Origin of the sequence: Desulfocapsa sulfexigens DSM 10523, assembly GCF_000341395.1 — a bacterium.
Taxonomy (GTDB): Bacteria; Desulfobacterota; Desulfobulbia; order Desulfobulbales; family Desulfocapsaceae; genus Desulfocapsa; species Desulfocapsa sulfexigens.
Genome location: NC_020304.1, coordinates 2,702,553 through 2,716,917, shown reverse-complemented (window position 1 = coordinate 2,716,917; position 14,365 = coordinate 2,702,553). Strand labels below are relative to the sequence as shown.

Annotated in this window: 11 protein-coding genes and 1 pseudogene; 1 reads left to right on the top strand and 11 read right to left on the bottom strand. The window is 40.3% G+C overall.

Annotated features, from left to right (window positions below):
* Positions 1–105 precede the first annotated feature (105 nt).
* The 11 genes from UWK_RS12085 to UWK_RS12030 form a co-directional block, all read right to left on the bottom strand.
* Positions 106–876, bottom strand: coding sequence for a 3-deoxy-manno-octulosonate cytidylyltransferase (locus tag UWK_RS12085; protein ID WP_015404660.1), 771 nt, complete (start codon positions 874–876; stop codon positions 106–108).
* Positions 877–951: 75 nt separating this feature from the next.
* Entirely contained in the window at positions 952–2,352 is a 1,401-nt protein-coding gene (locus UWK_RS12080) for an MBOAT family O-acyltransferase (protein WP_015404659.1), read from the bottom strand.
* A 4-nt stretch (positions 2,353–2,356) separates the two neighbouring features.
* Positions 2,357–3,505 carry a hypothetical protein gene (locus UWK_RS12075; RefSeq protein ID WP_015404658.1) on the bottom strand — a complete coding sequence of 383 codons (1,149 nt, stop codon included), beginning with the start codon at positions 3,503–3,505 and terminating at the stop codon, positions 2,357–2,359.
* Positions 3,506–3,569: 64 nt separating this feature from the next.
* Complete coding sequence (locus UWK_RS12070; protein ID WP_015404657.1) at positions 3,570–4,358, bottom strand: HpcH/HpaI aldolase family protein; 789 nt, start codon at positions 4,356–4,358, stop codon at positions 3,570–3,572.
* 49 nt (positions 4,359–4,407) lie between these two features.
* Positions 4,408–5,784, bottom strand: a complete 1,377-nt coding sequence (locus UWK_RS12065; protein WP_015404656.1) for a surface carbohydrate biosynthesis protein — start codon at positions 5,782–5,784, stop codon at positions 4,408–4,410.
* Positions 5,785–5,961: 177 nt separating this feature from the next.
* Positions 5,962–7,515: a thiamine pyrophosphate-binding protein gene (locus UWK_RS12060; RefSeq protein ID WP_015404655.1), complete on the bottom strand. Its 1,554-nt coding sequence runs from the start codon at positions 7,513–7,515 to the stop codon at positions 5,962–5,964.
* Positions 7,512–8,453: a 2-hydroxyacid dehydrogenase gene (locus tag UWK_RS12055; RefSeq protein WP_015404654.1), complete on the bottom strand. Its 942-nt coding sequence runs from the start codon at positions 8,451–8,453 to the stop codon at positions 7,512–7,514. Before UWK_RS12055 ends, UWK_RS12060 begins: the two co-directional genes overlap by 4 nt.
* A gap of 17 nt (positions 8,454–8,470) precedes the next feature.
* The gene (gene neuC / locus UWK_RS12050; protein WP_015404653.1) at positions 8,471–9,622 is read right to left on the bottom strand and encodes a UDP-N-acetylglucosamine 2-epimerase; all 1,152 of its coding nucleotides are present in this window, start codon (positions 9,620–9,622) and stop codon (positions 8,471–8,473) included.
* A complete protein-coding gene (locus UWK_RS12045) occupies positions 9,623–10,669 on the bottom strand; it encodes an N-acetylneuraminate synthase family protein (protein WP_015404652.1) in 1,047 nt (348 codons plus the stop codon).
* A 146-nt stretch (positions 10,670–10,815) separates the two neighbouring features.
* Positions 10,816–11,945 (bottom strand): IS3 family transposase gene (locus tag UWK_RS12040; RefSeq protein ID WP_407637460.1). Its coding sequence is split into 2 segments (ribosomal slippage): positions 10,816–11,687 and positions 11,687–11,945, totalling 1,131 coding nucleotides; the frame shifts between segments, so codons are not numbered across the junction.
* Between the two features lie 150 nt (positions 11,946–12,095).
* On the bottom strand, positions 12,096–12,962 hold the full coding sequence (locus UWK_RS12030) for a class I SAM-dependent methyltransferase (protein WP_015404651.1): 867 nt from the start codon (positions 12,960–12,962) through the stop codon (positions 12,096–12,098).
* A 322-nt stretch (positions 12,963–13,284) separates the two neighbouring features.
* Here UWK_RS12030 and UWK_RS12025 point away from each other — a divergent pair.
* Positions 13,285–14,324: pseudogene (locus UWK_RS12025) on the top strand (IS4 family transposase).
* Positions 14,325–14,365 lie beyond the last annotated feature (41 nt).

Genomic DNA, 14,365 nt, shown 5'->3' with positions numbered 1-14,365 from the left:
CTGCAGGTAGCTTCATGACAAAATGTATCCTTGGTATAAATTTATTTTGCAAGCATCCTCTATTACTGCTTGCACAATTTCTCGTTAATAGATCAGGACAATTAACTATACAGCAAGATATTTTTCTACCACTGAATCCAATCGAAGCAATTTTTCAGCCGCTATCAATTCTTCCCGGGTATCAACGCCAATCGTTTGAGATTCGGTCAAAGTCATACGAATTTTCCCACCCGTTTCAAGAACACGGTTCATATCAACAGATTCAATCTGTTCAAGAGAAGTTTCTTCCATGGAATTAAACGCAATCAACGTATCTCTCCGAAACGCAATAATACCGGTCTGCATATAACGCGGGATATGTTCCCATCCCTTCCAGGGAGAAGGAATGGCTTCGCGGGAGAAATACAGAGCGTTACTGTTAATATCAACAACAACCTTTACATTATTGTGATCTTCAAATGCCTCAAGTGTTTGCAATCGTGACATCACATTAACAATGTCAACAGAATCATCGTCGAACCTACAAACTGTTGCACCTATTGTTTCAGGAGAAATCAGAGGTTCATCCCCCTGGACCATAACAACAATATCAACTCTCTTACCTGTCTCCTTTTCAATAATTTCAAGAGCTTCAGCTGTACGCGTTGTCGCACGAGTATGTTTAACTGAAGTCATCACAGCATTTCCTCCAATAGAACGGATATAATCTGCAATAGCTTCATCACAAGTTGCCACATAGGTGTTATCGATACCAGGAGCCAAATGTGTACGATGGTAACAATGGCCAACCATTGGCATCCCAAGCATTTTTTCCAGAGGCTTACCTGGAAACCGTGATGCCCCAAGTCGTGCGGGTATAATTCCGATTACATTCATCTTAAATTTTCACCTCAATTCATATAAAAGTCATTACCTCAACCGAGGCACTTAAACAAAATCAGCAACAATACATCAAAACTGAAGATAAACAAATGGCTCAAGTTCTTTCGGAAAAAAAACAACAACAAGCCAGAGAAGGCAAAACAGGATAGTTGGGGTCACTTTATTATCAACCGGAAGAGAAATAAATTTTACCTTCATATTTGATAATAAATGGAAGAATAACGTAGCCACTACAACAAATAGAACAAAGGGCTGAGCCCAAAACAAATAACCGTCGTTCCGAAACAGAAATAATTTCTTTATTATTTCAAAAGATTGGTGCAAATCCGTGGAGCGGAAAAAGATCCAACAGATGGTAACGCTGACAAAGGTTACTACTTGAGAGATGAGGGAGAAGAGACGTGGCAAAGTTGTACAAAAAGTTCTACAATTTGACAATTGCCAACCATAATTAGCAATCAGCATTGCCCCATGAAGCATTCCCCACAGCACAAATGTCCATGAAGAGCCATGCCAAAAGCCGCATAACGTCATGACTATCAATAAATTAATACATTTTCGTCTTCCCCCTTTTCGACTTCCCCCTAGTGGTATATATAAATAGTCTTTTATCCATTCAGATAAAGTCATATGCCACCTTTTCCAAAATTCCTGAATATTATTGGCCAAATAGGGGAAATTGAAATTATCTTCAATACGTATCCCGATTAAATACGCTACTCCGATAGCCATGCTGGAATATCCGGCGAAATCACAATAAATCTGGATACTATAGACGATAACGGCCAGCCAGGTTGTAGCTGTGTCAAATATTTCATAGTTTGCATAGAAATAATTGACATAATATGCAATTCTGTCCGCAACAAAAACCTTGAGAAACAGACCGATAACAAACAAGCGATATCCCAGATACAGATTGTTTTTAGATATGGAGATTCGCTCTAATTGCGGGATAAAGTGAACTGCTCTGGAAATTGGACCGGAGATAATAACAGGGAAAAACAGACCATATATGGTGAAATCAAATAAACGGCAAGGAGACATATCTCCCCTGTAGACATCCACCAGGTAGCTGATAAATCTAAACGTATAAAATGAAATTCCTAGAGGAACTACTATTTTTATAGTGTTTAAAGAAGATTCGTCTAATAAAAACAGATCATTTATTTGATGAATAAAAAAATTATAATATTTAAAATATAACAATGCGCCAAGATTCAGACCAACTCCGGCTATCAACGATATCTTTTTATAAACAGGTTGTTTTGACCTATTTATTAAACTACCGGAAATATGGGTACAAAAAACAGATAAAACGAGTACAATCAGTAATCTGTAATCAAAGTATGCATAAAAATACAAACTTGACAAAAGTATGGTTATTTTCTTCAGAACTATACTCTTCAGAAAACACATTAGAGACACTACACCAAGCACAAATACAACAAACTCAACCTGTGTAAATACCATACTGCTACATCTCTTCTTTAAGAAAGTGGTCCATTATCATTGTTGCAACAATATCGTTTCCATCCCTATTGAAATGCCCTTCACTTGGTTTAGAATTTGAGAATCCTCGCGGGAAGAGTCCTGTGTCTCTGTTAAATTTCACAAATTTATATGTAGTGTCTACTAATTCAATACCATAACCCTTCGCAATATCGGCAAACAATGCTATTTGAATTGCGTTTTCATCATAATCAGAAATTTCCCCCTTTATAATTTTGGGTACTCCAGGAGCATACACAAAGATTATAGGGACTTTTGTCTGGTTTCTTAGATTTTTCAATAAAAAGGACCACGAATCAATAAGGAATTTATTTGAAGGTACATCCTTATTGAACGGCGCTGCAGCATCCTCTGTTTTTTGTATATTTGGCAAAAAGTGAAGTCTTTCTGGAGCAGAAAGTGCTGACAAAGCTGGCTGCCAGACAAATGAAAGGTTGAGATGAGAAAAAACATTTTTAATATTTTGATACTTAGGACTCCAGTTATCCTCATACAAACCAAAAGGGTTCGACTTAAACAGCCCCTTTTTATTGTCTGTTGGCTGGTCTGGCAATATATCTTTACTGTTTGTTATCACAATGTAATGAGCAGCGATATCTTTGACCAAATGCTCATACCTGGGGATTTCAAAAAAATAATCAGCAACACTGTCCCCACTCATACCGATTCCGAAGGACATTAATTGCTGTCCGAGACCTCTTTCATTGAGTTTCCTGGTAATCACCTGAGGTATTTTCTCACTGTCATTTACTTGGTGAGCTTCCACATAAGAATCTCCCCAGACAACAATTTTATTTCCTCGTACCTTCGTTATGTCTGGGATTGCATTGATCCCGAACAAACCTTTATGCGTTTGAGCAAACCCCTCGCTACGTTGCTTATAGAAAATATGGGGAGTATGAATATATTTTTTTAAACTTGAGTCGTATTGGAATGGTCGTAGAGAATCACAAAAGAAATATCCAACACACCAAATAAACAGAACAGATACAACAAATGAAAGAATCAGATGGACAAAGTTAAAAGATGACAGGATACCAATGAGACCAGTCCCTGCCGCTGGTAGTTGCGCCGGGTGAGATGTTATCTCTTGTATTATCTTATTCTTACTCAAATAAGATTCTCTTGTGGACTAAACATAGCAAAACCAACCTACCTGAAGGATCAGCTCTCACACATTAACCGTTAGAATCCTTATTGGTCAGTACACTCTTTACCCCTATTCGAGCTGAGACATCAAGCATCCTAATATCTACACTATAAGCAATGAAGCGGTACCCATCTCCAATGGCCTGTCTCAAGCGTTCTTGGTCTGGCTCAACAATATGTATTCCTCCAGGACACTTCAACCGTTCTCCTGTGTTTTTAATGAAATCCATGGCGTCTAGGAATTCAGGCTGTTCGAACTCTCCTGGAATTCCCATCGAGCACGACAAGTCATACGGACCTATAATAAATCCGTCGACACCCTTTACCGACAAAATAGAATCCAATACATCCAAGGCCAATTTATGCTCTATCTGGACAATGACCACCGGCCCATCTTTTTGCCATTCCAGATAATCCTGAAAACCGGCACCATATTTTTGAGCCCGTGCCAACCCGACACCACGTATCCCCAGTGGGGCATAACGTGTAGCCGCAACAGCTTTGACGGCATCCTCTGGCGAGTTAACCATTGGGACAACAATACCATGTGCACCTGCGTCCATGATACGTTTTATCTGGTTTGGTTCATTAGACGTTAATCTCACAAGAGGAGCAACTCCAGCAAGGTCTATTATCCTGATCAGCTCTCCAGCCTGTTCCATAGAAATGGTACTGTGCTCAAGATCAACCACTAACCAGTCATATCCAGCACCAGCAAATATTTCCGCAATGGCAGGATGACCAAGAGTAATCCAAGACCCTAAAGTCAATTGACCAGACTGCAATTTACTCTTCAACGTTATAGAATCTTTTTGCATCAGCTACCTCTGTGAAAAAATTCGGTTTCAACTCTCAAACAACACGGTATCAGGGACAATAAAAACAAAACAAATCCTCTCCAACCTGTTCTACCAGAACATTATCCCATCTATTCATAATTTTCTTATAACGTCCGACCAAACTCTGGATTTCTTCCAGCGAAATCCCGGGATTTTTCTGTTTTCTGTATGCATAAGAGAATTCATGTTTTCCTGTAAAATCCCCTATTCGTCGATTTACCCTTCTCGCCACTACACAAATTTTCTGTGTCAACCCGTAGCTTGAATATTTAAATTCACTTTCTGGCAAATTCAACTTTTCCAATGCGTCAAACATTCGATCTCCAGCAAGAATGTTTTTGTCATTTCTAATATGATAGTTATATAATTCTATTTTTTCATTTTCCTTCCCAAGCCCTTTCTTCTCAAGATTATTCTGTATAAGCTGCAGCACACCTTCCACAGTACTACTCTTCTGGCTAAGTGGATTAGGAATGTTCTGTTCATATCGTTTATCAAAATATGGCATATAAGCAATGGTTGGTTTTCCCATGGCAAATGCCTCAACCCCAGTTGTACAGCTGTTGTGAATTAAAATTTTCGAGGCTATTATCCAAGGTGAAACATTCCCGTCATAGATAATTTTTACATTTTCAGGCCAGTTTTTTTTAAACTTAGCCCAGACTTTTAAATCATCATTGGGATGAGGCCGCAGAACAACGGTAAGATCAGGACTAGCCTCGGCTATGGCGCCAATAAGTTCGACAAATTTATTAAAAATCTTTTCTCGAAACAGATACCGATCTTCTTTAAATGTCAGTTTCTTACTATTCTTGTTCTGTTCAGTATATCCTCTTTTACTTAAAGAGAAATTTATAGGATCTACATGGTGGGCAGGTGAAAAATTCGCTGGTATCAAAATAAATTCACCTATTTGCTCTGTAATACTCTCTACTTCTTTTTCATAAACTTGATGCCATTCTTTTTGCCAGAGATCTGCTCTAGTTGAACCTGTTGAGATAACTTTGTCTGGGATACCGTACTCATTATCAATCACCTGTAATTGGGCATCTCCCCAGGTAAATATCAATGATGCCAAATCTACAGTCGCTCTTGATGTGCGATTGGCAATATATAATTTCTTAGACTGATATACTAATCCTTCTTCATCAAGAATAGCGAGTTTATTGCCTAAAGTTTTAACCTGCTTAGTAAGAACATCAAGTTTATAGGGGGAAATACACTTATCCAGATAGACTCCGCGAGGAAACTTTCCATTCAGATTAAAACCATTCCGTCCAAACAGCACCCCAAAACCGCGTGCAGCACCAATGCATGACAGCATGACTTTGGCATCTAGCTCTCGATTTTTGACTTCTATCGGCAAAAGAAGCCAAGGTCGTCTCGAAATGCTTTTCGTTCCCATTAGTTTTTTTCTCCTGACGTACAGAGATGGAAAAAAGAAAATTCAGAAAGCATAATTTTATATCGAACTCTGAACAAGTGACAAGAAAGAAATATATATAACAATAACAAAGGATATAACAAAAACAGTATTAGAAGAAACTCACAGAAAAAACAATAGTCACTGACGAACCGCAACTTAACGAACTTTCTCGGTCATTCGTGCATATTCATCAGAGTCGAACAAAACTTCAATAAAAAGCGGGTTGCCATCCCATTCGCCAAGAACTTGGTGACATTTCTCAACAGATTCAGCATAGACCGAGTGTATTCCAAGTCCTTCCATCGTAGACACCCAGGAAGGTGAGAAAACAGTTAACGGTTTTTCCGTTAATCCATCTTTTAAAGCTCTCCCTCTTAATGTCCCGAATTTTCCATCACTGAGCAAAACAATGATCAGGGGCAACGCATTTGCAATTGCAATTTTCAATTCGGCAATAAACATGCCGACACTGCCATCACCACAAAATATCACGGTAGGCACTGTTGAATCAAAAAGTGCCGCCGCAACGCCCTGGGGAAGACTTATCCCCATATACCTTCCTTGCCCGGAACTTATATACATAGACGGAGAAATTGCTGACCATATATGCTCAGCTACGGTACAGAATAGACCTGTATCAACAACAATTCGAGCTTTTCCCGCAAAATGCATGTCAACAGCTTGAAAGATATTTGCTGGCAGAAGATCTCCAGCCAATAGATAGCTATTTAAATTCTTTTTTGATTTGGCTATTTCATCTCTACCCCAATCTTTTTCTTCCAACTGATCCCAAAGCTCATTCCAAAGCTTTCTTGAATACATCCATGTAATAACCGGAAAAGCAAATCCACCGGAAGATGAATTCCCAAGCGGATCAAGTAAAATACTTTTACACCCAAATTTCTTAACTGATAAAACCTCATTATGCCTGAGTCCAATTGCAATAACAAGATCTGCCTTTGGAAGCACAGTTACCTCAGGAGATAACTCCAGACCTGCACCCGTAAAAACACCTGCAGCATGTGGTAATGTTTCATTCACAACACCTTTCGCAGAGGCCGTTGTAAACACGGGAACTTTCAATAAATTTAAAAATGCACTCAACCCCTCTCGAATTGCTAATGAACCAACAATAAGCACTGGATAGAGTGATTTTTCGAGTAGTTGCGAGATATCGTCATTGGTTTCAATGATACTATCTTTCTGGAACACTCGTTCCATCTTTCGTCCAGGGTCACTACCAGTGATATTCATGTGCACCGGTCCCGGACATTCAGCTTCAGCATTTTCAGCCAGCTGCTGGAAACTGCTGCCACTTTCTGACCAATACGAAGATTCCTTTACAACAGATGACACTAAGTTTGAGTGATCAATTCTTTTATGCGCAGAAGAGAGTGGTGCATCTGGTAAATAAGCTTCGGTTATATTTACAGCAGGTAGTGATTCCAGAGAACAAGCAGCAATTCCCGGAATCATATTGGCTAGTCCCGGCCCTTTTATCCCAACACTAACACCACATTTTCCACTAAGACGACCAACAGTACCGGCCATAATTGCAGCACAGCCTTCAAAATGAACGAGGTGAAAGTTCACCCCTTTCTTACAAAGATGATCAATAAGTGTTAAGCTCGGTCCACTGCCTGGTATACCAAAAACATGGCGAACACCATACGAAACGATTTGATCTGATAACGTTTCTAAATGACTCATAGGTTAAGTTTGTCCATGATCTTACCCATTGCTCTATCACAGACAAGTTTAACAGCATCTGGGGAGAAACCGCCACAATGAGGGGTGATTATCAAGTTATCATGTGTCCTGGCATAAGCAATCAATGGCGAACCTGATATGTCCGGCTCCCCATTTAATACATCAAGGCCAGCCCCGCCTAAACGACCAGAAAGCAATACACTCAGCAAAGCATCTTCATCGCAAATCCCACTCCGAGAAGTATTAATAAAAATTGCCCCAGGCTTTATACGGTTAAATAGTTTTGCACCAAGCATTTCCTTTGTGTCTTCGGTCAAATGAACATGGGCTGAAATAAAATCACTCTGTTCAAATAACTCTTCAAGAGAGACCCTCCTCACGTTTTCCGGTAATACTTCCTGGTACGGGTCATACCCCACGACTTCTGCACCAAAAGCATTAGCATAACGAGCCATCCAGCCACCAATTCTGCCACAGCCCACTATCCCAAGTTGCTTTCCTTTTATCATAATCCCAGGGAAAAGTTCACGATTCCAAGATCCAGAACGTATATGCTCCAATGCTGAAGGGATTTTCCTGGCACATGCCATCAATAATCCCCAGGATAATTCTGCGGCAGGAGTTAAATTCATCAATAGATCAAGATCTTCACGCAGGGTCCTGACCTGAACACCTCGCTTATCTAAAACCTCTCTATCTATATGATCAGACCCAGTGGTAGCGCAGGAAATAATGCAAATATCAGGGGAGTTTGCAAACATATCATTTGTCAAATGAACCTTCATTGAAGCATCCAAAAAAGCAACAGCGCCAGTCATTGCTTTAGCGACATCTTGCTGTGTAGCATCTGGATGTACCAAATGAACTTTACTGGAGAATTGAACGTTAAGATTCTCATAAGCAAAATCAGGACCGACAAAAACAATACAAGGTTTCATAAGTATACCGTTAATTCTCAATAACAGAGTTTTTTGTTGATGTTAAAAGTAGCTGTAGCAAGAATATTGGCTATTTTTTCATCTGCATGCCCATCGCCGTACAGGTGGTTGCTTGAATATTCACCATGCTTTAATTGAAATTTAATCGCCTTTTCAATTTCATCTCTTTGGTAACCAACATGAATAACATTGTCACCACATTCACGCCCAAACTGACGGGAACCAATGGTCACATTCGGTGTCCCCAACCATGCACCTTCACGAATTCCAGAACTTGAATTTCCGACTAAGCATTTGCAATTACCAATAAGTTTAACATAATCCTCAGGTGAAAAGTTTCTAAAGAAATGGATGTTTTTAGGGCTATACTTCTCACGGTATACCCGTAAGCCTTTGGAGATATCATCCGAACCAGCATCAACGTTTGGCCAAAGCCATACTATTTGCATATCAATATTGCGAATAGCTTCTAGAGTTTCATTAATCTGAAAAAACCCTTGTCCAAACTCAGTCGTTACAGGATGTTGCAACACAACTATATAGGGTTTAAAAGGATCAATTCCTGGCCCAACTCCTTTGTAATTCTCGAAAAAATCAGATGATAGTTCATCAACACTACTTTTGTTACAAATATCAATAGCAGGACAACCGGTCACATATACAGTGCTTGGATCCTCTCCCATCCGGATTATATTATCAGCTGCTTTCTGAGTTGCAGGAAAATGTATATGAGCAAGTTTGGTGATTGCATGACGAACCGACTCATCAATGGAACCAGTCACTTCACCACCTTGAGTATGCGCGAGAGGAATATTCATATAACTGGCAGTGATGGCAGTTGCCATTGTCTCAAAACGGTCCGCTACTGTCAATGCAACATCCGGCTTCAGATTCTCGAACTGACTTGTTAACTCTTGAATAGCAAGCCCGGTTGACTTTGCCATAGTTGTAAGGTTTTCACCCTCAACAATACTATAAATTACTGAAGTAGGTTCAAAACCATCCTTTTTAATTATATCTATGACACTGCCAAATCGATCAAGTAACGCAGAGGCTCCTACGATAAGCTGCAGTTCAAGATCAGGATGATTTTTCACCGCAGTAAGGACCGTTTTTATTCGGCCATAGTTAGCCCTGCTATTTACAACAATACAGACTTTTCTTGACATTTACTCTATATCCTCCCATCGAAGCAATCTATCCGGTGTTACATCTCTAACCAGTGCACACCCTAACAACTTATGTGTTTCAGATGGTTTGATGCCGTTTCCAGGCTTTTTAACAGTTAACAGACTTTCCTCAAGTACTGTACCTTTTTTTAATTTTTTCCGTACACATACACTCTTGGAAAACATTCCACGCATTCCCATAAGTTCAGATGCCATGAGATTTTTATCCACTGGATTTTCCTGAATGGATTTGAATGCATCACGAGCATCAACCAACTGTTTCAACTGTTCCATAGTCAACGACACAGGAACATCAGGCCCGAAGGATCTTTTATCTAGGGTCACATGGACTTCAAGCAAGTCTACTGACTGGGCTAAAGCAGCTAATCCTGAATAAATCGACCCAGTATGATCGGAATAGCCAATCGGACAGGAATAACGGTCTCGTAATTCCTCAATAACATTCAATCCTACTTTAGTTAACGGGACTGGATACATACTCGTACACTGAAAAAGAGCGAATTCCAAGTCAAGATCTGTGACAATATTTACAGCTGAAGATATTTCCTCAAATGTACTCATTCCAGTACTTAAAAGAATAGGAGCTTTATTTCGAGCCATTGCTCGAATAATATCCTTATTAAAAACCTCGCCGGAACCGACCTTCCAGGCTGGCATACCAATTGATGAAAGAATCCTAACAGCTTTTTCAGAAAAAGGAGAACTCAGGAAAACCAGTCCGGCATCTTTTGCGTGACCAGCCAAACCTTGCCATTGCTCTGATGTGAACTCCATTCGTTTCCAGTAAGCATATCTGGTAGCATCCTGGAAACTGAACTTAACACGAAATGGTTCGTCTAAGGTCGATTCTTCAGAAGCAATATGAGTCTGGAATTTTATTGCATCAGCACCGGTTTTTGCGACAGCGTCAATATAAGCGTGCGCAGTACCTAATGATCCGTCATGATTTTGTGCAACTTCAGCTATAATAAAAGTTTTTGCACGCGGACCAATTAAACAATTATCAATATAAATATTATTCACCATTAACAGATTGGATTCGATAGACGTTTAGACTCTTTCCAATGCGAAGTATTTGCTCGGATCACCCGACAGCACACGCAACTCCAACAGAGGTGGCTCAGTTTGTTTGAACAGTATTCTGTCATTTTTAAGTGGAGCCTCTGCCTAAATTAAGCTGCCTTTTCAATTGGTGGCAACATTATGTTGTAGGCCTCATCTGGAGTTCTTTTTTCCAATCCGGAATGTGGTCTTGAGCGGTTATACCAATCAAAATACTGCATGATAGACCTTCGAGCCTCATTTACTGTATCATAAGCATGCAAATAAACACGTTCGTATTTCACTGATCTCCATAGTCTTTCAACGAATACATTGTCTCGCCAAGCCCCACGTCCATCCATGCTGATCTTGCAGCCCTTTTCGTGCACTACCTCAATAAACTCTTGTGCGGTAAACTGACTTCCCTGGTCGGTGTTGACAATCTCTGGGATGCCATGATGAACAAAGGCTTCTTTCAGCACATCAACTGCATGGCAGGCCTCGAGGGTAATAGAAAGTTTTGAGGCCAACACTTTCCGGCTTGCCCAGTCAACAACAGCCGTCAGATACACAAATCCTTTGGCCATGGGAATATAAGTCGTATCCAGAGCCCAGACCTGGTTGGACTGATCGATACTCTTTCCTCTCAATAGATACGGATAGATTTTGTGACCTGGATGTTTTTTACTCGTTCCCGGTTTCCTATATAACGCTTCAACTCCCATGCGTTTCATCAGGGTTCCAACATGTTTGCGCCCGACAGAAACACCATCTCGGTTCAGTTGATCACGGAGCATCCTTGCCCCCATAAACGGGTGCTCCAAATGGAGTTCATCAATTTTCCGCATCAGCACCAAGTCGTTTTCGTTAACTGGTTTGGGTTTGTAATACACGCTACCACGACTGATCTCAACGACTTGAGCTTGTCGTGTAATCGAAAGAGTATGGGCTGGATCTATCATCGCTTTACGCTCAGCAACCCCACTTTGGTGAGCGCACCTTCTAAAAAATCGTTTTCCAGCGTTAGCTGGCCTATTTTCGCATGTAGGGTCTTTATATCAACTGCTGGCTCTTTTGAAGTACCTTTGGCAAATACAGAGTCTGCCTCTTCTGTCAGTTGCCTTTTCCAAGCGGTGATCTGGTTGGGATGCACTTCAAACCGTTGCGCCAGTTCTGCTAGTGTCTTGTCTCCAGCCATCGCTGCAAGGGCCACTTTCGCCTTGAATGCGGCTGAGTGTTTTCTTCTCGTTCCTTTTGCCATTTTCTGCTCCTTGTTTAAATCTTTTCATGGGAATTATTGGTAGCAGATTTTCCACTTAACAGCTTGTTCAAATTTTCTGGACCACCTCTAACAAAGAATAAAACTCGTATCATTAACATTATTGCAGCAAATGTTTACCGGTTGGAGTAATCAAAGATACAGCCAAGCGTAGATAAAATCAGCTTTACCAGATTGTTCCAAATTCTTTTTATATTCACAATCCAATGGTGTAAACAGTTGCGTTTTACCCTTTCCTGTTGGCCTATTATCACGTAACCAATGAAGAGCATTTGACAGGTCAAATCTATTTTTATAAATAAGTTCAACAGATTTGTACCCAGCCAACACTGCTATTGACTGCAGCGCTTCACCATTAAAATACCATCGATGAGCCTGACGGTAAAAAAAAGAGTCATAAATACCTGGGTGAAATTGTAGTAGCCAGTCATCATAATTAGGAGTACTGATCAGAACCCTACCTCCTGGCTTGATCAACTCCCGTATTTGTTTCAAAAATAACAGTGGATCATCCACGTGTTCTAGCACTGCAAAGCTTACTGCGAAATCAACCTTTTCAGTCCAATCACTTAAAGCATCCGCCACATAACTATATACCTTATGTTTCTTCGCAAGTTCTTTCTGAAAACTCAAACAGGGCTCTATTGCAATGGTTTCACTAGCCATCCCACCCACAAGATCCAAAAACGATCCACCACCACAACCGATATCGGCAATAATACGTCCCCTTAAATTGCCACTCCCCACAACTACCAATTTTTCGGTTTGTTCCACATCATGCAACAGTTGGAATGCATCAAGTTCCGCCGAACCTTCAACCGATACGCGATACTCAGAATCCTCATAATCGAAACCGACATTTGGTAGAAAACCTGCCTTACAAGATAAACATTTAAACACGGTATGATCTTGAGTAGACAGCTCACCAAACCGACCAATTCGGATTTTCCCGTGATATAAAACTGTGGAATTTCCAGAGTTACAAATTTTACATTTCATAAATAGAACTTCCTCAAGGCATATCACCATAATAACGCACAAGAGACTCCAACACCACAGCCTCCTTTCTCGCGAAAGAATCATGGGGCATTCCAAAGTTTCTTTTCACCAACGATAAAAATAGTTGGCAAAATATTGCATAGAAAAAGATCCGACAGCCACAACCGTTTTAAAACCATGGCTGCCGGTTAAAAAAAGTTTATTTGAGCTTCATTTCAAATCAGTGCTGTCTCATAGTTGGACAATAAAAAGAGGCTCGGAGAGCTCTTTATGTTATAATGATTTCGACCAAAAAGCCATTTAACACAAGGAGATCCGAGCCATGGCGCATTATAACACAATCCTTAGTCAAATTACTTCACTTATTAACAGACATGTTTTTGATGATCATGCCAAACTTCATCATTCGGGCCAAAAATTCAGATCCTATAACCGCTGGAGCCAGTTTATGGCAATGCTGATAGGACAACTTTCCAGTAGAAAAAGCCTTCGTGATATTACTGATAATTTGAAGGCGCAAAAAAAACGTTTATATCACCTCGGCATGAAACCAACTTCAAAGGCGACACTGGCAAGAGTAAATGAAAAACAGCCAGCATCTCTTTACAAAACTGTGTTTTCTGATCTGTTGAAAAAGTGTCAACTGGTGACACCCGGCCACAAATTCTCTTTTAAAAACAAGCTGTACCTACTTGATACAACAACTATTGATCTTTGCTTAGCAGTATTTCCATGGGCTGAATTCCGTAAAAGAAAAGACGCTGTCAAACTGCACATGGGTATAGATGCTGACGGTTACCTTCCTACTTTTATGGACATGACCGATGGTAAAGTCCATGAAATCAACTGGGCAAAAGAAACACTGAAGCTTCCCAAAGGATCATTTGCTGTTTTTGATAGGGGTTTTACAGATTATGGCTGGTACTCCTCCCTCATGAAAGACGGAATTTTCTTTGTTACTCGTTTGAAAAATAATGCTGACGTTGAATATCTTCTCAAACGGGCTGGTCGTAAAAGTCCTGGTGTAACCAACGATCAGCAAATCAGGCTCAAAAACATTAAGGATCCACTTCGTCTTGTTGCCTACACAGACCTGGAAACTGGCCAGGAATACCGTTTTGTTACTAACGCTCACCATCTGAAAGCTGCAGAGATAGCGGCAATCTATAAAGAGCGATGGCAGATCGAACAATTTTTCAAATGGATCAAGCAAAACCTCAAAATTAAGACATTTCTGGGTACATCAAAAAACGCAGTCCTCACCCAAGTCTGGATCAACGGCGCGCCTTGACTGATCTCTTTAGGCCGCCAGACAAACAACAACCTGCTTCTCCACAGCTTTTACTGTGGGAAAAACTATGAGACAGCACTGATGGTCATTATTAAAAAAAACTATTCACTGC